This window comes from Fluctibacter halophilus (genome assembly GCF_020687825.1).
GTDB classification, from domain to species: Bacteria; Pseudomonadota; Gammaproteobacteria; order Enterobacterales; family Alteromonadaceae; genus Fluctibacter; species Fluctibacter halophilus.
The window spans coordinates 234,708-256,362 of the sequence record NZ_JAJEWP010000001.1; the positions used below are offsets into that span (position 1 = coordinate 234,708).

General features: G+C 50.9%; 18 protein-coding genes. 14 read left to right on the forward strand and 4 right to left on the reverse strand.

Going from position 1 to position 21,655, the window contains the following annotated elements:
- The first annotated feature begins 67 nt into the window (after positions 1-67).
- Together LJ739_RS01165 and LJ739_RS01170 are read left to right on the forward strand one after the other, a co-directional pair.
- The gene (locus tag LJ739_RS01165; protein ID WP_229156763.1) at positions 68-1,102 is read left to right on the forward strand and encodes an XrtA/PEP-CTERM system-associated ATPase; all 1,035 of its coding nucleotides are present in this window, start codon (positions 68-70) and stop codon (positions 1,100-1,102) included.
- Positions 1,103-1,299: 197 nt separating this feature from the next.
- The gene (locus tag LJ739_RS01170) at positions 1,300-1,461 is read left to right on the forward strand and encodes a hypothetical protein (RefSeq protein WP_229156764.1); all 162 of its coding nucleotides are present in this window, start codon (positions 1,300-1,302) and stop codon (positions 1,459-1,461) included.
- Positions 1,462-1,510: 49 nt separating this feature from the next.
- On the opposite strand, the gene LJ739_RS01175 is transcribed toward LJ739_RS01170, so the two are convergent.
- Genes LJ739_RS01175 through LJ739_RS01190 form a run of 4 tightly spaced genes read right to left on the reverse strand, consistent with a single transcriptional unit; the run spans position 1,511 to position 6,347 of the window.
- Positions 1,511-3,175: a TIGR03016 family PEP-CTERM system-associated outer membrane protein gene (locus tag LJ739_RS01175; RefSeq protein WP_229156765.1), complete on the reverse strand. Its 1,665-nt coding sequence runs from the start codon at positions 3,173-3,175 to the stop codon at positions 1,511-1,513.
- A gap of 19 nt (positions 3,176-3,194) precedes the next feature.
- On the reverse strand, positions 3,195-4,100 hold the full coding sequence (locus LJ739_RS01180; protein WP_229156766.1) for an XrtA-associated tyrosine autokinase: 906 nt from the start codon (positions 4,098-4,100) through the stop codon (positions 3,195-3,197).
- The gene (locus tag LJ739_RS01185; RefSeq protein WP_229156767.1) at positions 4,097-5,710 is read right to left on the reverse strand and encodes an XrtA system polysaccharide chain length determinant; all 1,614 of its coding nucleotides are present in this window, start codon (positions 5,708-5,710) and stop codon (positions 4,097-4,099) included. The genes LJ739_RS01180 and LJ739_RS01185 overlap by 4 nt, the downstream gene beginning before the upstream one ends.
- 46 nt (positions 5,711-5,756) lie before the next feature.
- On the reverse strand, positions 5,757-6,347 hold the full coding sequence (locus LJ739_RS01190) for an XrtA/PEP-CTERM system exopolysaccharide export protein (protein ID WP_407646754.1): 591 nt from the start codon (positions 6,345-6,347) through the stop codon (positions 5,757-5,759).
- Between the two features lie 197 nt (positions 6,348-6,544).
- Between LJ739_RS01190 and LJ739_RS01195 the strand changes: the two genes are divergently transcribed.
- The 12 genes from LJ739_RS01195 to LJ739_RS01250 are packed head-to-tail and all read left to right on the forward strand — an operon-like array spanning position 6,545 to position 21,643.
- The gene (locus tag LJ739_RS01195; RefSeq protein ID WP_229156769.1) at positions 6,545-7,957 is read left to right on the forward strand and encodes a TIGR03013 family XrtA/PEP-CTERM system glycosyltransferase; all 1,413 of its coding nucleotides are present in this window, start codon (positions 6,545-6,547) and stop codon (positions 7,955-7,957) included.
- A 2-nt stretch (positions 7,958-7,959) separates the two neighbouring features.
- A complete protein-coding gene (locus LJ739_RS01200) occupies positions 7,960-8,799 on the forward strand; it encodes an XrtA system polysaccharide deacetylase (protein WP_229156770.1) in 840 nt (279 codons plus the stop codon).
- Entirely contained in the window at positions 8,799-9,851 is a 1,053-nt protein-coding gene (locus LJ739_RS01205) for a FemAB family XrtA/PEP-CTERM system-associated protein (protein WP_229156771.1), read from the forward strand. Before LJ739_RS01200 ends, LJ739_RS01205 begins: the two co-directional genes overlap by 1 nt.
- Before the next feature lie 6 nt (positions 9,852-9,857).
- Positions 9,858-11,057, forward strand: coding sequence for a TIGR03087 family PEP-CTERM/XrtA system glycosyltransferase (locus LJ739_RS01210; RefSeq protein ID WP_229156772.1), 1,200 nt, complete (start codon positions 9,858-9,860; stop codon positions 11,055-11,057).
- A gap of 1 nt (position 11,058) precedes the next feature.
- The gene (gene xrtA, locus LJ739_RS01215; RefSeq protein WP_229156773.1) at positions 11,059-12,495 is read left to right on the forward strand and encodes an exosortase A; all 1,437 of its coding nucleotides are present in this window, start codon (positions 11,059-11,061) and stop codon (positions 12,493-12,495) included.
- Positions 12,492-13,592, forward strand: a complete 1,101-nt coding sequence (locus tag LJ739_RS01220) for a TIGR03088 family PEP-CTERM/XrtA system glycosyltransferase (protein ID WP_229156774.1) — start codon at positions 12,492-12,494, stop codon at positions 13,590-13,592. The genes xrtA and LJ739_RS01220 overlap by 4 nt, the downstream gene beginning before the upstream one ends.
- Positions 13,593-13,615: 23 nt before the next feature.
- A complete protein-coding gene (locus tag LJ739_RS01225) occupies positions 13,616-15,508 on the forward strand; it encodes an XrtA/PEP-CTERM system amidotransferase (protein ID WP_229156775.1) in 1,893 nt (630 codons plus the stop codon).
- 11 nt (positions 15,509-15,519) lie between these two features.
- Positions 15,520-16,743 carry a glycosyltransferase family 4 protein gene (locus tag LJ739_RS01230; RefSeq protein WP_229156776.1) on the forward strand — a complete coding sequence of 408 codons (1,224 nt, stop codon included), beginning with the start codon at positions 15,520-15,522 and terminating at the stop codon, positions 16,741-16,743.
- The gene (locus LJ739_RS01235; RefSeq protein WP_229156777.1) at positions 16,737-17,690 is read left to right on the forward strand and encodes a sulfotransferase; all 954 of its coding nucleotides are present in this window, start codon (positions 16,737-16,739) and stop codon (positions 17,688-17,690) included. Before LJ739_RS01230 ends, LJ739_RS01235 begins: the two co-directional genes overlap by 7 nt.
- Positions 17,687-18,838 (forward strand): glycosyltransferase family 4 protein, encoded by a 1,152-nt coding sequence (locus LJ739_RS01240; RefSeq protein WP_229156778.1) that lies wholly within the window; start codon positions 17,687-17,689, stop codon positions 18,836-18,838. The genes LJ739_RS01235 and LJ739_RS01240 overlap by 4 nt, the downstream gene beginning before the upstream one ends.
- A gap of 4 nt (positions 18,839-18,842) precedes the next feature.
- The gene (locus LJ739_RS01245; protein WP_229156779.1) at positions 18,843-20,180 is read left to right on the forward strand and encodes a putative O-glycosylation ligase, exosortase A system-associated; all 1,338 of its coding nucleotides are present in this window, start codon (positions 18,843-18,845) and stop codon (positions 20,178-20,180) included.
- A gap of 20 nt (positions 20,181-20,200) precedes the next feature.
- Positions 20,201-21,643 (forward strand): oligosaccharide flippase family protein, encoded by a 1,443-nt coding sequence (locus LJ739_RS01250; RefSeq protein WP_229156780.1) that lies wholly within the window; start codon positions 20,201-20,203, stop codon positions 21,641-21,643.
- Positions 21,644-21,655: the final 12 nt, after the last annotated feature.

Below are 21,655 nucleotides of genomic sequence, written 5' to 3' on the forward strand. Positions count from 1 at the left end.
GGGATCGCTAAGCTAGCAGCACGCAAACAGGTAAGACACCTTATCGTGCAATAGGCGAAAACCATTCATGTATGAAAATCATTACGGGCTGACGTCCAAACCGTTTCAGTTAACTCCTGATCCCAGCTTCTTCTTTGCCAGTAAATGGCACAAGCGGGCCATGTCATATTTACAATATGGCCTTTCTCAGGCGGAAGGCTTCATCGTCATAACCGGCGATATCGGAACGGGCAAGACCACCATCGCCAACAGCCTGTTAGACAGTATTGAAGATGATATTGTCGCCGCGCAGATTGTCACGCCCAAACTGTCTCCAGATGAACTGGTTAAAATGGTGGCGGCAAAATTTGACGTTGATGTGGCACAAAAAACCAAGGCCGATATTCTTAAAGACCTGGAAGTGTTCCTGTTTCAATTGCATAAACAGGGCAAGCGAGCGTTATTGCTGGTGGATGAAGCGCAGAATTTGCCGCTGGAAACCATCGAAGAGCTGCGCATGTTGTCAAACTTTCAGGCCGCCGGGAAACCGTTGTTACAAAGCTTCCTGTTAGGGCAGGAAGAACTGCAGCCGATCCTCAGAGCGCCCAACATGGAGCAGTTTCGTCAGCGTATTGTGGCGTCTTGTCACCTTGCACCACTGACCGACGGTGAAACCCGCGAGTACATCGAATATCGAATGCATCATGCCGGTTGGCAGGGCGAGAACCTGTTTTCTGAAATGGCCTACGACAAGATTTACCAGTTTACCCATGGTGTTCCGCGTAAAATTAATACCTTAATGGATCGTATCCTGTTGTACGGATTTCTTGAAGAATTAACGTCTCTGGATGAAGAGGCGGTCGAGAATGTCGTCAAAGAAGTGGCCGATGAAATGTTTGTACCGGATAAGCCGGTGATGGTTGACGATGCGCCCGTTGAGGGTGTTCAGACCCCAGCATCTGATGGTCCGGTCAAGGATGTGGCCTATTATAAAGCCATGCTCAATGAGTTGACCGATGCGCTGGACAACGCCATTAGCCATAAAATTAAATTAACCCGCTATATCGACAGCCTGTTGAAAAAGAAATACCGCACCTATGTCCGGTTAAAGTCCGACGATTAGGTCATACCTTTTACCTTTCCTTGACTTTTGTCTATTTTGGCTCCAACCTGTCACTATAAAGAGACAGGTTGTGGCTAAAGCGTGACCGCCACCCGGTCGATAAGAATAAAAATTGAACAATATCCATGTTGAACCACTCTAACTCGACAATGCAGTTGTTGTTTGAGAGGGGATAAGTGTTTTGAGGGTGCGCAACCATGAAACGAATGAAGCTAAGCTACTCCGACGCAGCAGAGCTACCAGAGTGTGATCATGCCCGGCATAGGCGCAGGGCTTATTATCACGGCAAATACAATCGCGAACTGACCATGCTAACGGTGGCTTGTTTGTTGTATCTGGTGTGCAGCTCACTGACCTGAGCCGCCACCGTTAATCTTCTATCCAGCTGCCCTGGTGGCAACCTTGTTGCTAGTTGTTGGTGAAGGGCACGCGTATCGAGAATGACACTCGTCGTTCGGTAAGATCCAAGTTGTTTGTGGTTGAGTCACGGTCCATATACTGAACGTCCAGCGACGTTGAAATGTCGCCGGGTAATTGGTGCTTCACACCCACACTTGCACTGGCAATGTCATCTTCTCTACCTTCCGCCTGACGTTCGATCTTGCGTTTTGACAAAGAACTGAACAGTGATGTGCGTGCGCCTAATTTGTATGAGCCGTTAAGGCTGACAGAGCGTGTTTTCCAATCCCGTTGTAAGGTCAGATATTCGGTGTCGGATGTGCCGACTGTCAGGCCAACAGCCAACTTACCGCTGTCATAACCGACTGTCATACCGCCTGCTTTTCGATATACCACTTCTTCATTAATATCCGGTACTGTAACGACCAAATCTGTGAACGACTCACCCGCATTCAGCTCATAATTGGGAGAATCCGGTAAAAAGCAATCGGCAAACGAAGTCGCTTCTTCCGGGCACACGAAAGTACCCAATGATGCTTCAGTCGCTACCAGGCGCGAAAAGGTTGTCACACTTTCACTGTAATAGGCACTGGTACGCACATAGCGAGCGGAATGGCTGAAGTTAAGGTTACCTGTCTCACCAAAGTAGTTGCGTCCGTAACTGGCTTGCAAGCGCGTTCTGCGCGAAAACGCCCAGTCAATGTTGACGCCGAGGTATTGTTTTGAGTCGTCCGTGGTGGTGTTGTCAGTCCGATCGGAGTCGTTATAGGTGACTTCAATTCGTTGAGCAATACCCGGTGCGTAACGAAGACCGATACCGTAGCTGGTAAACTCCAGATCAGACACCGACAGTTCACTGGTGCCGCTGCTGAACTCATTTTCTTCGCGCTGCCCCTGCGCCAGCAGGCTGATGCTGCTGAACAGCGGGAAGCTCAGATTGCCGCTGTAGCTACGGCTTTCCAGGTTGCGCAATGTGTTGCCATCATTCTTCTGATAGCGGGCACTGAGGTTCCAGGTCGCACGTTTCAGTGCACGCCCTTGTGACAGCGATACAAACGCCTGGCTGTTCTCGGTGTCCAGTCCTTCTCTTATCACATCGTCACTGGTGTTGTCAGTGCGACCATCCGATTTCAGTTTGTTGTAACTGCCCAGGCTGGTGAGTGCCACGTAGTCGCCCCGTAAAAGGGACAGGGAATACCCCGCACCATGGGAACGGGTTTCAATTAACTGATTGGAACCCAATAACTGGTTGTCAACGTTAGCGTAAGACGAAGCCCCCGCACGCTGAGACTGGGCGCCTTTTACATTGACCGACAAAATGTTGTCGATGATTTCGTAATCGGCACCGTAGCTATAGCGGGTATAGTGAGAAGGCTTGTCGGGGTCGAGGGCCAGATTACCGGTCAATGGATCGCCAAAGCGGTGGCGGTCAAAATACTCATAACTGGCAGATGCGCGCGCACTGTAATCATTGCCTTTGGCGGATAGCGCCAGGCTGGGTTTTACCGTTAGTGCGTCAACACCACTGGTTTGGGTGTCTTCTGTGTGATCCAGTTCATAGTTGGTATATGCAACCACCGTATCTGCAACCACGTCCACTTCGCCTGCCAGCGCAACGCTCACGTTAAACGCCAGCAGGTTGGTTGCAAACAATGCCGATTTACGCCAATGCACAGTGTTCCCTCTTAAAAGTCTAGTCTGCCTTGCTTCCGTAGTAGTAACCGTAATAGTCGCTACCGTCGCCACTTCCCCGGGTTGATTTGTTGATCACAAAACCTTTTGCCATGTCAGGATTCAACTGATCAACGGCTTGTGATAAACGGGTCAGGCTGGTTTTTCCTTCTTGTACAACCACAACAGCTTGTCCTGCCAGGTTTGCCAGAATAGCGGTCTCGTTAATGCCGACCAGTGGAGGACTGTCGATAATGACAACCCGATCCGGGTACCGGTTGGAAAATTCGTTGACCGATTCGAGCATCTTCTCACTGGCTAACAGCTCGGTCGACAGGTGGTGTGATTTACCCGCCGGGATGACTTTGAGTGTCTCAAGGTCGGTGTGATAGATCACATCACCCACATCTTTAACTTCGCCGAGCAAGTATTCCATCAAGCCGTTTTCAAACGGCTGTTGCAACGTCTTCATAACGCTCGGACGCAACACGTCGGCGTCAACCAACAACACGGTCTTGTCCTGCTCTAATGCAATACTGAGGGCCAGATTGATCGACGTGAAGGTTTTACCTTCATTAGGATTCGGGCTGGTGACCATGATGATGTTGCTGTTGTTCAAGGTCTTGGCCAGCGGGCCGAAGGCGTTGTTTAACACCTTGCGTTTGATGGCCCGGTATTCTTCATTGATGATTTGCCGTCCAACGTTGGAGACAAATCCCTCACGGACGTGTTCCAACGACAATGTGGGCTTATCGTGACTGGTCGCCGGGCTGGCTTTTTCGGCTGGCTTAGGCTTAGCTGCCGGTGCCGCCTCGACGGCGTCAGCCGTCTCGGCCTGCTTTTCGACCGCTTTCTCAATGCTGTTGTCTTTGGCCTTGTTTTCCTGCAAGGCTTTGTTCTTCTGTAAGGCTTTTTCTATCGTGCTCATAACAAGCCCTCCATCAGCTGCAGCGGAGAGCCGCCCAACGCGAACTCTGACCACACCAGCATCACATAAATCCCCACGACCACCACACTGGATACAGTGAATATCAGCATGTTGCGTTTGTTCACTTTGGTCATGGCTTCCACTTCAGTATGGGACACATAACCAAAAACAGGGATATTAAAGGTATTTTTCAATTGGCTGGCGCTGAGCACAACCGGCTTGATCTGACTCACCAGGAAGGCGATGCCCAAGCCTGTCCCGAAGCCAAAAATCAGTACCAGACTGTAGAACATGATGCGGTTCGGTCCGGTTGGCTTGGTGGGCAGGGTGGGTGGATCGATTTCCCGGAACTGGACATCGTCCGAGGTTGCCTCTGCTTTACGGGAAAGCTCAGCTTGTTCTTTACGTTGCAGCAGTTCCAGATATTTCTGACGGGTGATTTCATAATCACGGTTCAGACCCTGGGCTTCTGCTTCGATTTGCGGCACCAAATCGATGATTTGCTTCAGTTCACCCTGACGCTTGCGATACTGTTCAGCCCGCACGCGCAGCGATGCTATCTGGTTTTCATATTGGGCCACCGCCAGCTTCATTTCCTGGTAGACCGGGTTCTGGTTGATGTTGCCGAACTGTGAGTAGGAGCCGGTGCTTTGTGCCACCTGGCTAAGCTCTTTGATCAGCTTGGCTCGGTCTTCACGGAGATTCTCCAACATGCTCTTGGTCTTAACCACATCAGGATGATTATCGGTATAGCGGATCAAGAGTTCGTCAAGGTTGGCTTCCATATTGGCGATACGGGCATCGTACTTGGTCGCGATGGCCGGCGACAGGTCCGCAGAAGGAGCCGCTTGCTGGGCCAGACCAAACACCGGCGCTTCACCGGATAGCTGGTCTTTCGCCGCTTTGAGTTGCGACTCCAGTTCTAACAGGCGCAGTTCAGTGACCTGTAGCTCATCCTGTACCCGTTGTAGCTGGGCATAGTAGTCGCCGGTTTCACCGGGTGCTCTGTCGATACGACTGATTTTGAAATCGGCCAGGCGCTGCTCGGCTTCTTCCAGACGTTGTTCGTATTCTTCGATTTGCCGGGTTAGGAATTCTTCGGCCGAGTCACTGCTCTGGCGATTACTGCCCAGGGAAGATTCGATAAACTCGTTGAGGGTGATCCTCACCACTCGTTGCGACAGCTCTGGCGACTCGGAGGTATACCGAATGGTATAGATGTTCTGTTCCTGAGTACTGGCGATCTTAATGTTCTGTCGCAAACCTTCGACCAATTCATCCATCTCGGCCTGAGTATTGACCGTGATATCGAGGTCTGCTTCACGGGCTATTTTTTCCAGATTCGGGCGGCTCAACAGGGTTTGTGCAACCAGGTTGACCTGCTGCTCTGGATTGTTATAAACCGCGAGACCTCTCAACAGCGGACGGAGCAAGCTGTTGGTGTCGACAAAAAGGCGTGCTGATGACTCGTATTCGTCGGGCATTGTGGCGACCACACCCCATCCAATGGGGCAGATCAACCATGAAGAAACGATGATGTACCGTTTCTTTATCCATACCCCTTTGACGTAGTTCATCACCTGGTCAATGGCTTCTTGAATTCCTAACATGGCTACTTCTACAGTTATCTAATATTTGTGTGTTTCGGGTGTTCTACTAGAACCAAGCTTCAGGAATGATCAAAATATCACCTGGCAGGATGTCTACGTTGGCACTGATATCACCGTCCTTGATCAGGCGATCCAGGTAGACATTGTATTCCCGTTGTTCACCGTTCACGACGCGGATCAACTTGGCACCGTCGCCATTGGCGAACTCGCCCAGACCACCTACGGCAATCATCAGATCAAGCAATGTCATGTTTTCACGGTAGCTGACCGCAGACGGGGAGACGGCCTGACCGACCACTCGCACCTGCTCACTGAACGGTCCACTGAACTGAGTGACGCTGACCGTCACGATAGGATCACGGATGTATTTACCCAGCGCTTGCTCGATATCCCGGGCAAGTTGACTCGGTGTTTTGCCGGACACTGCAAGATCTTCAACCAACGATGTGGTGATTTTGCCGTCAGGACGAACGATAAAGGACCCTGATACTTCCGGGTTACGCCATACAAAGATGGTAAGATTGTCACCGGGACCAATCAGATAATCGTAATCATCGATGGATGTGGTGAGGGATTGATGTGCGGTAGCCTGGGGTAAAGTGTTCGTACTACTGCATGCCGCTATCCAGCCAACCATTGTGGTTATGACCAGCAACTGTACAAGTCTTTTTGTAATCATAATGTCTTTCCTAAACCTAACAGCAACAATTGACGCAATTCTGTCATTTACCGGAGCGTTATAATCTCTATAATGTGGCTCCAGAAAAGTTAGTCTATCTCAATTACTTAAATTAGCATATGATAAATTTCCCAATACAATCAGGGTGGATGTAAATGGCACTGACCAACAAGAAACAGAATAAACGGTCAAATGCTCTGGTGCTGGCAGAAGCCGTCATCGTAGCGTACGTTGCCTATATGGCGAATTTTCTGGTGGTCAACGTGGTCGGCGCCGAGATGCCATCCATCAGTAAGTTGGCTGCCAACATTTCCCTGATCACCATTTTTGTACTGGTTTCCTCACTGTCAGTGGGACTCTACGAAGCCAAACTTCGCGAAACTTTCCGCGGCATCATCCGACGTATTTTTGTCAGCCTGGCGATCACCTATTTCGCGGTTGAAGTGCTGACCAGTACGTTCTTCCTTGAATTGCGCATGCACCCTTATTATCTGCCCACAGCCGCGGGTTTGATCATTCTGTCACTGGTGTTGTTCCGCTATTTTACCAATCGGCTGGGGCTGTTGGGTTTAGGACGCACACGACTGGTGGTGATTGGTGCCGGTGAGCGTGCTTCAATCATTGAAAAGCGTATGCGTCGTGACGTTGACCGCCTGGGTTTCGAACTGCTGGGCTTTATTCCCATTCCCGGCGATAACCGTGAAGATGGTATTCGCAATGAGAAACTGATCCACGTCAAAGTGGATGAGAACTTCCGTAATTTTATTATTGATAACGATATCGAAGAAATTGTCATTGCCTGTGATCAACGACGGGGCACGCTGCCGATTGAAGTGTTATTCGATTGTCGCCTACGGGGGGTTGAAATCACCGATTTGCTGGATTTCATGGAACGGGAAACCGGCCAGATTGTGGTCAACCTGATGTATCCCAGTTGGGTGGTTTACTCGAATGGTTTCCAGTCACAGAACTACCTGCGTGATGCGCTGGAATACAGTCTGAACTGTTTCCTCGGTTTGTTCGTGTTGTTCTTCACCTGGCCATTTATGCTGCTCACCGCCATGATCATCTATTTCGATGACGGTCGCAGAACCGGGACCTCTGTATTCTATAAGCAGGAACGGGTCGGCCTGAATGGCAAACTGTTTAAAATCGTCAAGTTCCGCAGTATGCGTCCGGATGCTGAAAAAGACGGCGCGAAGTGGGCATCCAAGAACGATGACCGCGTGACCCGTATCGGCCATTTCATTCGCAAATACCGCATCGATGAGCTGCCCCAACTGTGGAATGTATTTAAAGGCGAGATGGCCTTTATCGGTCCACGTCCCGAACGCCCGCAATTTGTTGAGCAGTTGATCCGCGAAATTCCTTATTATAACCAGCGTCACAATGTGAAGCCGGGTCTGGCCGGATGGGCACAGTTAAATTATCCCTACGGTGCCAGCGTCGAAGATTCGATGGAAAAGCTGAAGTTCGATCTGTACTACGTTAAGCATCAGAGTCTGATGTTGGATATCTTGATCCTGATCCGCACCGTGGAAGTGGTGTTGTTCGGTAAGGGACGATGAGCATGAACAAGCACCCCAGCCTGAATGCAATGACGGTCGACGTGGAGGATTTCTTTCATGTGTCTGCGTTTGATTCGATCATCAAACCCGAAGACTGGAAAGACTATCAGCCACGGGTTGAAGACAATACCCGCCGGTTGATGGACCTGTTTGCCAGAAAAGGGGTTAAATCAACGTTCTTCGTACTGGGGTGGGTTGCCGAGCGCTATCCACAATTGATCAAAGACATTCACCAGCAAGGGCACGAAATCGCCAGTCATGGCTACGCCCATCGGCGCGCCTCATCGCAGACCCGTGAAGAGTTTCTGGCCGATGTCACCCGCTCAAAGAATCACCTCGAAGATTTGCTGGGTGAAGCTGTGACCGGTTATCGGGCGCCCAGTTTCTCCATCGGCTACGACAATGAGTGGGCCTTCGAAGTGCTAAAAGAGCTGGGGTTTGTTTACAGCTCCAGTACATATCCGGTCAAACATGACTTGTACGGGACTCCAGACTGGCCACGATTTGCCTACCAGCGTAAAGAAGGGATCACTGAAATCCCGATCCCCACGCTGAAAATCATGGGGCGTCAGGTGCCGATCGGTGGGGGCGGCTATTTTCGTCTGTATCCTTATGCCATGACCCGCAAACTGGTATCACGTTATCTGAATCAGGAGCGCCAGCCGTATTCGTTTTATTTTCACCCTTGGGAAATCGATGCCGACCAGCCAAGGCTGACTCAGGCGCCGCTGAAATCCCGTTTCAGGCACTATATCAACCTGGATAAAACGGAAGCCAAGCTGGCTCGCTTACTGGACGATTTTAACTGGTCCACGATGAAGGATGTATACGGAGTAAGTTAGTGACTGCCCAAACTCACCTGACGTTACACACACTGGGGAAGGATCCCGAACAACACGCCGCCTGGGACGCATTTGTGGATGCTTGTTCGGTGGGTTCCTTCTTTCACCTGACCGGTTGGTTGCGGGTGATTGAAAAGGTATATGGGCATACTCCCCATTATCTGTATGCCAAAGACGGCGATGCCATTGTCGGTGTTTTACCGTTGGTTGAGCAAAAAAGTCTGTTGTTTGGCCATGCACTGATCTCCACACCCTTTTGTATGGAAGGCGGGGTGGCCAGTGATGATGAAGCCGTCATGCTGTTTCTCGAAGAGCAGGCCATGCAACTGGCTGATAAATTGGGCGTCGATTACCTTGAAATGCGTTATCCGTTCGCGCGCAACAATCCGAAGCTGATAGAGAAGTGTGCCCACTCGACCTTCGCCTGTGAATTGGCGGCGGACGATGATGCCATTCTGGCCGGGATCAAGAAAAAGCAACGTGCGGTGGTGCGTCATTCGCTGAAAAACGACTTGCAATACCGTGTCGATCAGGACGCCACAACGGCCTACGACGTGTATTCAGAAAGCGTGCGTAATCTGGGCACGCCGGTTTTCCCCAAGCATTATTTCCAGGCGTTGGTGGATGAGTTCGGCGAGCGTTGTGATGTGCTGACGGTTGAGCACAACCGGCAGGCGGTGTCTTCCGTATTGAGCTTCTACTACAAGGGCAAGGTGATGCCGTTTTACGGTGGTGGATTGCACGCCGCCAGGGCATTGAAGAGTAATGACTTTATGTACTACCGCCTGATGTGTGATGCAAAAGCCAAGCGGGATTGTACGGTGTTCGATTTCGGGCGCAGTAAAAATGATTCAGGTGCTTATAACTACAAGCGAACCTGGGGCATGGAACCCACCCCGTTGCATTACCAGTTTTATCTGGTCAACGCTGACGAGCTGCCTAATCTCAGTCCCAATAACCCCAAATATCAATTGTTTATCAAAGCATGGCAGAAGTTGCCATTGTGGTTGAGTCGGCTGATGGGGCCATTTTTGTCCAAGTACCTGGGGTAACGTGTCATGGCGCAAAAGGAAGCACTGCTTTTTCTCTGTCATCGGATCCCATTTCCGCCCAACAAAGGGGATAAGATCCGTTCATTCAATGTGCTCAAAGCATTGAGTGAGCACTACGACATTTACCTGGGGACGTTCGTTGACGACCCTTACGACTGGCAGTACGCCGAAACCCTGAATGATTTCTGCACTGAGGTTTGCCTGCTAGGACAGAACAAACTGTGGTGCAAAATAAAGGGACTGACCTCTCTGCTGACCGGCAAATCGATTTCTGAACCCTACTATTATGATCGCAAGATGGCCCGTTGGGTGGATGATGTGGTGCGTAGCAAAGGGATCAAAAAGGTGTTTGTGTTTTCGTCGCCGATGGCGCAATACATAAACCATTATTCCGCGGAACAACTCACCAGTGTGGTGGATTTCGTCGATGTCGACAGCGACAAATGGCGTCAGTATGCCGAAGGAAAAACCGGTTTGTCGCGCTGGGTGTATGCCCGTGAGCAGCGCAAGTTGCTGGCGTTTGAAATTGCCACCACAGCCCGCGCCAGTCATGCCATTTTTGTTTCACCACAAGAAGCGGCGTTGTTCCAAGGATTGATTCCGCAACACTTGCGCGACAAAGTGCATGGCGTACTCAACGGCGTGGACACGACCTTTTTTGATCCGCAGGCCAAATTTGGCGAGCGCCCATTGGCACCGGTGGAAGTGGTATTCACCGGCGCGATGGACTACTGGGCCAATGTGGATGCGGTATTGTGGTTTGTTCGCCACGTTTGGCCACGGGTGCGGGAAACCCATCCTGAAGCCCTGTTCACGGTTGTCGGCGGTAATCCGAGTACCGAGATTGAAGCATTGGACGGGTATGACGGCATTACTGTCACTGGTCGGGTCAAAGACATTCGTCCCTACATTGCCAATGCCAAGGTAGTGGTTGCACCGCTACAAATTGCACGGGGCATCCAGAACAAAGTACTCGAAGGCATGTCTCTGGAAAAGCCGGTGGTGGCGACCAGTATGGCTGATGAAGGCATTGAATCAGGTTGTGAGCACGTCAGGGTGGAGGATACGCCCGACGGTTTTGCTGAGGCCGTTCGTGGGTATCTGGATAATCCGGTAACGGCGACTGAAAACCGTGCCTGGATCATGCAGCACCTGCAGTGGTCGCAAACACTGTCAGTCTTACCTGAGTGGATAGGAACGGATTAATATGTTTTATCAGACCGCCCATTTCCGTTTATTGTTGTGGACCTTTCTGGCCTGGCTGGGATTGTTCTTCACCAGTATCGAATCGACGGTGTCTATCTGGTACCGATCAGAGACATTCACTCACTGTTTCATTATTCTGCCGATTTGTATCTACCTGATTAAACTGCGATGGCGTGAATTGATCGAAAGAAAAATATCGCATTCTTACAGCGCTTTGGGCTTGCTTATCGGAGTATTGCTGGTTTGGCAATTTGGAGTAATAAGTGAAATCAGTGTATTTGAACAAGCTGCCGCTTTTTCGGTACTGCCCCTGTCGATATGGTTCATCTGCGGAAGAGAAGTTGCTCGAGTAATTTTATTTCCGCTTGTTTTCTGGATGTTCAGTGTACCGGTAGGGGAATTTCTCATTCCCGATTTACAGGATTTGACCGCGGATATAACAGTATGGGCCTTACAAATGTCCAGTATACCGGTCTACAGAGAGGGCTTGTACATAGCAGTGCCCGGTGGCTTGTTTGAGGTAGCTGTTGCTTGTTCTGGTATTCGTTATCTAATAGCGTCATTCACTCTCGGAACACTTTACGCGTACTTGAATTACACCAGCTTGAAAAAAAGAACAATATTCATTCTTTTCTCAATAATTCTTCCTCTGATCGCAAATGGTATAAGAGCCTACGGTATAGTGATTATCGCCTATTTATCGGATATGCAATATGCGGTTGGTGTAGATCACCTTATTTATGGGTGGGTGTTTTTCGGTGTCGTTATTTTGATGATGTTTTCAATAGGAAGTATATGGGCTGATGAAGTAAAGGAACAGAGAAATGAAGGCGTCAGCAATACTACTAAGGAGCTACCAATTCACTCCGTTTTATCTCTTACCGCGCTGATAATTTTATCTTTTTCAGCAGGTAAATACGAACGAGTGGTAGAGCCTCCGGAAACAAATTGGGTTTTCAATGAAATGTGGCGGTACACAGCCCTCGAAGAAGGAAAAGCTGAAACTTGGCAACCTGTATTCAAAGGTGCCGACCAGTTCAGATTGGGTTTTAAACAGGGAATCTACTTCTATTCGGCATCTTATCGTGGAGAAGAAAGCGGGAAAGAGATGATTAGTAGTACCAACCACATATTTGATAGAAATTATTGGATATTGGTTAAACGAACGCCATTTGAAAAATTTGAGCTTCTAGAGCTTATCAACAGTGAAGAGAAAAAAGTAGCGGTAGCTTACGGATACGCCACTCAGTGGATCATTTCGCCTGATGAGTGGAAGGTGAAGCTTATACAGGCAGTACAGGCATTTTTAGGTGAGCCTCAGAGGGGCGTATTAATCGCGATAGGACTGCCTTTAGACTCGGACGGTGACATTGAAAAATTGCTATTGGAAGCAAATCGGGTATTTACCAAAGATCTTATAATGAGCGTCCGACAGTGAAAGAGAAGGTCGCGATAGTACATGTGGTCCATCGTTTTGATACCGGTGGTCTGGAAAATGGCATGGTGAACCTGATCAACCGTCTGGACCCGTCGGTTTACCGGCATTCCATCGTGACGATGAAGGGACACAGCGAACTGTTTGCCGAGCGGATCAAAACCGATAATGTGACCTTTTACGACCTGGCCAAGGGCAATGGTCAGGATCTGGGCATCTTTTTACGCCTCAACCGGTTATTAAAAACCTTACGCCCCGATGTACTGCATACCCGCAATACGGCGACACTGGAAATGCAACTGGTGGGCTGGTGGCGCCGAGTGCCGCTGCGCATCCACGGCGAACATGGCTGGGATGTCAATGACATGCACGGCAGTAATCCCCGCTATCAGAAGCTGCGCCGTTTTATGCGCCGTTTTGTGCATCAGTGGGTTGCCTTGTCCGTCGAAGCGCGGGACTATCTGCTCAATACCATCGGCGTTGCGCCTGAGCGGGTAAACCATATTTGTAACGGCGTCGACATTCAGCGCTTCTCGCCACAGCCGTCGACAGACTCGGATAGCTTGGTGGTTGGTTGTGTCGGTCGCTTGGCTGCGGTGAAAAACCATACGATGCTGGCGACGGCCTTTGTCGATGCCTGGCACTATGCCCGCGAGCGCAACACAACGCTTAAACTGCATCTGATCGGCGATGGTGATTGCCGTGGTGCGGTTGAGAAAATCCTGATTGACGGTGGCTGTATCAAAGATTGTTGGTTAGCGGGCAATCGCAGTGATGTCCCCGACCTGATGGGGCAAATGGATGTCTTTGTGTTACCGTCACTGGCAGAAGGGATATCCAACACGATTCTTGAAGCCATGGCCAGCGGCTTGCCGGTGGTTGCAACCGCCGTCGGCGGCAATGTCGAACTGGTGCAGCATGAGCAAAGCGGCTTTTTGGTGGATGTGGATGCCGGGGCGTTGGCTACAGCACTGAAACGCTATGTTGATGAGCCGGCACTTATTCAACAACAGGGCCAATGTGCTAGACAGCTGGCCGAGGAAAAATTTAGTATTGATGCGATGACGGCCGCCTATGACGGGCTGTATCGTTCCCATTAACTTACACACTAGGATGGTTTTTCATGTGCGGCATTGCAGGCATTTTTGACACCCAAGGGACGGCGCCGCCGTCTGAATCTGTGTTGAATGCGATGAATCAGATTCAATTTCACCGGGGGCCGGACGAGGGAAGCATCTTTATCGACGAGAAAGTCGGTCTGGCCCATCGGCGGTTGTCGATCATTGACATCAGCACAGGGCAACAACCCTTATTCAACAAGCAGCGCAATGCGGCCATTGTGTTTAACGGTGAAGTCTATAACTTCAAATCCTTGCGTGAAGAGTTGATTGCACTGGGTTTTGAGTTCCAGACCCACTCAGACACCGAAGTGATCCTGCAGGCTTATTGTGCCTGGGGTGAAAAAAGCGTTGAGCGGTTGCGTGGAATGTTTGCTTACGCCATCTGGGATTTTGATAAACAACGTCTGTTTGTTGCCCGCGACCGCCTCGGTATCAAACCCTTGTTCTGGTCAATGCTGGACAATGGTCAGTTTATCTTCGGATCTGAGTTGAAAGTGCTGGAACAGCACCCGCAACTTCGCCGCGACATGGACCCGCTGGCGGTGGAAGATTTTTTTGCCTTCGGCTACATCCCTGAACCGCGTACCATCTACAGTCAGGTGCACAAGCTGGAACCCGGCTATTGCATGAGCCTGAGCTTTGGTGACAAGGCACCGACCATCCAACAGTACTGGCGGGTGAGCTTTGCCGACCAACTGACCCAGTCAGAAGACGACATCCGTGAAGAAATGATGGCGCGTTTGCGTGAAGCCGTCGATATCCGCCTGCTCGCCGAGGTGCCTTTGGGGGCGTTTCTGTCCGGTGGCGTAGACTCCAGCGCGATTGTGGCAATGATGGCTGAGATCCAGGGGGATCGTCCGGTCAATACCTGCTCGATCGGATTTGATGTTAAGAATTTCAATGAGACCGAGTTTGCCGAACTGGTGGTCGACCGCTACAAAACTGATCACATGGTTGAGGTGGTCAGCTCCGATGACTTTGATCTGATTGATCAACTGGCTGAGTTGTATGACGAGCCGTACGCCGACAGTTCCGCGATCCCGACGTATCGGGTCTGTGAACTGGCCCGCAAACGGGTAACCGTGTGTTTGTCCGGTGATGGTGGCGATGAGGTCTTTGCCGGCTACCGCCGCCACAAGTGGCATATGCTGGAAGAGAAAATCCGTTCTTATGTGCCGTCCGGCATGCGCAAACCTGTGTTCAATTTCCTGGGCAACTATTACCCGAAAATGGACTGGGCGCCCAAATTCCTGCGTGCCAAATCGACCTTCCAGGCACTGCAACGGGATGCACTGGCGGCTTATCTGCACACCATGAGCTTTGTGCCCGATGCCCGCCGCGAGCAATTGTATTCGTCGTCTTTCAAGCAGACCCTTGGTGGATACCACGCACTGGAAGTGTTTAAGCGCCATGCCAATGAATTTGATGGTCAGGATGCGTTGCAACTGATCCAGTACCTGGACATGAAAACCTATCTACCCGGCGATATCCTGACCAAGGTCGATCGCGCCAGTATGGCTCATAGCCTGGAAGTCCGGGTACCGTTGATTGACCACGAGTTTTTGCAGTGGTCAAACAAAATCCCCAGCCACTACAAGTTGCAGGGTAACAACGGTAAAGCGATTTTCAAAAAGGCATTAGAGCCGAAACTTCCCCATGACGTGTTGTATCGGGACAAAATGGGTTTTGGTGTGCCAATCTCGAAGTGGTTCCGGGGACCGCTCAAGGACAAGCTCCGTCAGCGCATCTTACACGGTAAGATGATGGACAGTGGCTATTTTGATCCCGCTGTGCTGAACAACATGGTTGAAGGTCACATTAACGGTACCCAGGAAAACGGTCAGATGTTGTGGGCGATGATGATGTTTGAAGCCTTTTTACAGCGCACGCAATAGGGCTATTGGCGGTGAAGATACTGACAGTCTCAACCTTGTACCCGAACAACAAAGAGCCCAAGCACGGGATTTTCGTGCGCAACCGGCTAAACCATCTGCGCCAGCATTTTGCCGATGTTGATGCCAAGGTGATTGCGCCGGTACCCTGGTTTCCATTGCGTATTCCGTTTGGCCCGTTTTCCGAATATGCAAAGTTTGTTGGTGTGGCTGAGCGGGAAACCCGTGATGGCATCGACGTATTACACCCCCGTTATCTGGTGATCCCGAAAATTGGCATGTACCTGACGCCGTTTTTTCTCGCCCGGGCGATGAAAAAGGCCGCCAGGCAATTGGCCAGTGAAGGGTTTGAGTGTGATGTGATTGACGGCCACTACTTCTTTCCGGATGGCGTTGCTATCCGCGAGCTGGCCGAGTCATTGGGCAAGCCCTACACTGTGACCGCACGGGGCACGGACATCAATCTCATCCCCCAGTATCCCCGTGCCCGCCGCTGGATTCGGCGGGTTGCTGAGCAAGCCGGTCATTGCATGACCGTGTGTAAGGCATTAAAAGACTCGCTGTTGGAGTTTGCGCCGGTGGGTAACAAGACCACAGTATTACGTAACGGTGTTGATCTGGACTTTTTCCAACCCTCTGATGAGGCACAGCAACGGGCTGCTAAACAGGCTTATGGCGTGGACGAACAGACGCCATTATTGGTCAGTGTCGGACACCTGATTGAACGCAAAGGACACCATTTGGTGATCGAAGCGTTACAGCAACACCCCACCGCTCAGCTATTCATCGCCGGAGACGGGCCCCAGCGACAGTCGCTGACGGCGCTGGTCGACAAGCTCGGATTGTCTGCACGAGTGACCTTTATGGGCGCACTGAGTCAGGAAGATTTACGGGATTTATACCGTGCTGCAGATGCTCTTATACTGGCGTCCAGCCGCGAAGGTTGGGCCAACGTATTGCTTGAAGCAATGGCATGTGGCACGCCGGTGGTGGCAACCAATTTATGGGGTACGCCTGAAGTTGTCGCCGACCCTGTTGCCGGTGTGTTGGTGGATAGAAACGCCGAGGCGATCAGCAACGGCATAACAGCATTATTGGCTGCAGGCATTTCGCGCCAGGCGACGCGACACTATGCACAGGGGTTTGACTGGTTGTCTACGTCCCAGGGCCAGCATCAGATTTTCTCGGCGTTGATCAAGTCAGACGTCGAAGGCAGTAAGGAGAGCCTCGCATGTTAGCGTTAATTGGTATGCCGCGTTCTGGCACAACATGGGTGGCAAAAGCCATCGATAGTCATCCCAAGACCTACTATTTGCACGAACCTGACAGCGTTAAGCGCCTGTCGATCCCGAATATCATCAATGAGCAGGATGCTGATGAGTATCGGCAAACCCTGAGTGATTACATGAATGACATTGAGCGTGTGGATGGCCTCAAGGTGGTAGGGCGCCTGCCGTTCTACCCGAAAGCCTATTTTAACGGGGCTCAGTTGGTTTTTAACCGGATGTCTGCGACGGCCAGTAAGGGATTGGGACGTTTCTTCCCATCACTGGGCAAAGCGGCGCCGCTGTTAATAAAGCCCCGCGGCGACTATGAGGTGTTTTTCAAATCGATTGAATCCATGGGACGAGTCTCGGCACTGCTGAAAGCCGATCCTGACCTCAAGGTATTGATGCTGGTGCGTCATCCCTGTGCCGTGATCAACTCTGAACTGAAAGGGGAAGCGGCCAACAAGTTTGCCTCAAAAACCCCAATCTATGAAAACTGGGGACTGTTTGAAAAGCTCCTGTTCTCCGACACTGCTGTGCAGCAGGGCCTGACACTGGAAGGCCTGAAGGCGATGACACCCGCCGAGCGATTGGCGTGGAAATGGCGCATTTTTTACGAGCAGATGTTGAGTCAGGCTGACAAGCCTCACTGCATGATGATCCAGTATGAAGAGCTGGCCAGTAAGCCACAGGCGGGCTTTGAAAAGGTCATGGCGTTTTATGGGCTGGATATGGATCCGCAGGTGCAACAATACCTGATCGATACAACGACGTCCCACTCTGATGCTTACTATGCAACGTCCAAAGACCCGGCTAAAGCCATGCACAGCTGGAAGCAGCGCCTGGATGAGGACACCATTCAACAAATCACCGCTATTGCCGGTGAGCACCTGAACAATGAGTATTGGTCGGCATGAAGATCCTCTACCATCACCGAGTGGCCTCCAAGGATGGCCAGTATGTCCACATCGAAGAAATCAACAAAGGACTGCTTAAGGCCGGCCATGAAATCGTACTGGTTGCTCCCAGCATGGGTGAAGAGCAGGAGTTTGGGGGTGACGGTGGACTGGTTTCAAAGCTGAAAAAGGCGTTGCCTCAGGCGCTGTATGAAATGGTTGAATTTGCCTACAGCTTCTGGGCATTTTTAAAACTGGCCGTCGCTATCATCAAGCACCGGCCAGACATCATTTATGAACGCTACAATCTGTTCAACCCTGCCGGTGTGTGGGCCAAAAAATGGTTCGGCATTCCGCTGTTGCTGGAAATCAATGCCCCTTTGTTGGAAGAGCGCAACAAATACGATGGTATCGCCCTTTTCAAGCTGGCGCGCTGGACAGAGCATTACACCTGGCGCAATGCGGATTGGGTGTTGCCGGTGACCGACGTGCTGGCGTCCTATCAGCGCGACATCGGCATTCCTGAGTCGCGTATTCGCGTGATCCCGAATGGCATCAACTGGGCAGATTTCACCGATCCGTCAATCAAAAATCCCCTCGAACGTGATGTCTCAGACTTTACCGTGGTTGGTTTTGTTGGCTTCTGCCGTGAATGGCACGGACTGGATAAAATCCTGTCGTTGATGACCGAGCCAGGCAATGAAAAGCTGTTTTTCCTGCTGGTGGGCGATGGCCCTGCGGTGCCCGGTATCAAGGCGCAGGCTGAATCTCTGGGCCTGACCGATCGTATCCACATTACCGGATTAGTGAAGCGGGACGCGATGCCGGGGTGGTTGCTGCCGATGGACATTGCCTTGCAACCGGCGGTCGTAGCCTATGCATCGCCGTTAAAAATGCTTGAATACATGGCCACGGGTAAAGCCATCGTTGCCCCTCGTCAGGCCAATATCGAAGAGTTACTGACTGACGGTGAAAATGCGCTGATGTTTGATACGGACGATCAGCAAACCTTTATTGATGCCTGCAATCGATTGGTCAAAGACGACGAATTGCGCGCGCGGCTGTCAGCCGCTGCCAGAGACACCGTCCTTAATCGGGACCTGACCTGGGACAACAATTGTCGGATCATCATCGATTTGGCCGAGCGTTCTTTGAAGGGCACAAGGTAACACCATGCGCGATTTAGCCATCCTGTCGATTTTTGCCTATGGCTGCTTCCTGGCCTTTAAGCGCCCGTACATCGGTGCGATGGTGATGCTGTGGATCTCCTACATGAACCCTCACCGCCTGGTGCCTTGGGGATTGACTTATTCTCTTCCATTATACGCACTGGCATTTTGCGTAACGTTTCTCGCTTTTTTAATCTCAAAAGATAAACACCGCTATCCTCTGAATGGCATGTCAATTCTGATGATAATATTTGTGTTATGGGGGGGGCTGTGCACGGTATTTGCGTTGGAGCCTGAATGGGCAACTAGTGAACTTAGCCGTTTTTCAAAAATCTTACTGGGAGTGGCGTTGTATCTTATGATCATGCGTGGTGAACATAAGATCAAAATGATGGTGCTGGTGATGGCGGTGGCGACCGCGTTTTACGGCGTCAAAGGCGGCATCTTCGCTATCATGACCGGGGGCAACTTCCGAGTCTGGGGGCCGCCGGACTCCTTCATCGAAGGTAACAACGAATTGGCACTGGCACTGCTGATGACGATTCCACTGCTGTTTTTCCTGTTTACCGACGCGAAGCATAAGTGGCTTAAACGAGCCTACATGGCCTCCATCGGATTGTGTTTCATTTCGGTGGTGGCCAGTTATTCCCGTGGTGCATTCCTGGCTTTGGCTGTCACCAGTTTCTTCCTGTGGCTGAAAAGCCGTTTCAAGGTGCCGTTGGCAGTGTTGGGGATTGTTGCGGTATTGGGCGCAATCCCGTTCATCCCGCAGCACTGGTATGACCGCATGAACACCATTCAGACCTACGAGCAGGATGCCTCTGCGATGGGGCGGATCAATGCCTGGACAGTGGCTGTGAACGTGGCCAACGATCGGATCACCGGCGGTGGTTATGGCCACTGGGGGCCTCGTACCTTCGCCATGTACGCACCAATCCCGGATAAAGTGCATGATGCGCACAGCATTTATTTTGAAGTGTTGGGCGAGTTAGGCTGGCCGGGTCTGTTGATGTTTTTGTCATTACTGCTTATCTGTTGGCGCATGAATGGGCGAAACATCAAACTCAGTGACGGACGAGACGACTTGTTGTGGTGTAACACTCTGGCCAAGATGTTACAAGTGAGCCAGATAGCTTACATGTCGGGCGGTGCGTTTCTCGGGTTGGCGTATTGGAACATGCCGTATCACCTTATGGTGGTGACCATTTTGCTCAATCTGTATCTGAAGGAGCGCGCCGAAGCCCCGCAACAGTCAGAGGAGCAGGATGGTGAGGTTGTCGCGCCGAAAGCCAGCACAAAATACGATTTTGATCCCGAAACCGGCATTCGCCGCCGCTCTTAATTGGTCATGGAGACTTTGCTGTGACGTCGGTTAAAACGTCCCTGAGTTGGACTTTTGCATCCAACTACCTGAACATGTTCATCCGCTTCTTCGCGGTCGCCATCACGGCACGTCTGCTGACCCCTGATGAGATTGGGATCTTCTCCATCGCATTGGCCGGGTTCGGTTTTATCCAGATTTTCCGTGACTTTGGTATCGGGTCTTACATTGTGCAGAAAAAGACCCTTAGCAGTGATGATCTTGGCGCCGCATTTACGGTGTCGATTTGTATTTGCTGGTTCCTGGCTGCCGTTACGTTATTGTTCTCGAAGGCACTGGGGACATTTTACGGCCGTGAAGAAGTCACGGTTATTTTCCAGTTGCTGGCCATCAACCTGGTGATCATTCCTTTCGGCACGATCAATCTGTCGTTGCTGAAGCGCAAGCTCAAATTTAAAAACGTGGCGATCATCGAAGTGTGCAGTGCCATTGTTGGCAGTGGCTCTGTGATCGTGTTTGCCTACATGGGGTACAGTTACAAAAGTCTCGCCTTTGGCTCTATCGCAGGGTGCCTGGCAACCGTCGTCGTGTCGAACATCTTTCGTCAGCCGGAATTACCGTTTTTACCGGGCTTTAAAGGGGTAAAATCGGTCCTTAAATTTGGCTCTATCCTGAGTACCAGCAACATTATGACGCAGATCGATGAAGCCGGTCCTGAGCTGATCATCGGTAAAGTGTCGGGGATGGAATCGGTGGCTTTTTTCAACAAGGGCTATTCCACCGCGAATTTGTTCGACCGTTTTATCTTCAAGGCGGTGCGCAGTATTTCCGGGGCGTACTTCGCTGCCTACAATCGGGAAAATCTCAACCGCTTGCGTACGGCATTCATGCAAATGCAGGACTACATTGTCGTGGTGTCCTGGCCGTTTTTTATTTTTCTGGGGTTCTACGCCGACGAGAGTATTCGTTTATTGTACGGTGACCAGTGGGCCGTCTCTGCGGCTTTGTTACCTTACTGTTGTTTCTTTATTGCGATCAACTCGGTGTTCGCCTTGTTTGATCAGTTACTGATCAATACCGGACACGTTAAGAAGCAACTGGGCATTGTGAATAAAGTGATGCTGCTGAAGCTGGCGATTGTGTTGTATGCCGCACACCAATCCCTCGAATTGTTGGTGATGTTGCTGATGATTGTACCGCTGGTACGTATTCTGATCCTCAAATCAGCCCTGCGGGATGTGCTGGAACTGGAATTGAGTGCTTACTCATCGCACCTGAAAATCTGGGCGTTGTTGTCGGGGGGCTTTTTCACTGCCCTGTACGGCATTCACACGTTACTGGTTAGCGGCGGGCTCAGTGGTATTCCGCTGTTGTTGTGCGCCGGGGTTTTGATGGCGGTTGTGTGGGTTACGCTGGTCATGGCCCTGAGGCATCCATTGCGTGACGAATTAAACGGGATTTTCCGCAAGCTACTGAAACGTTAAAAAAAGGGCTGT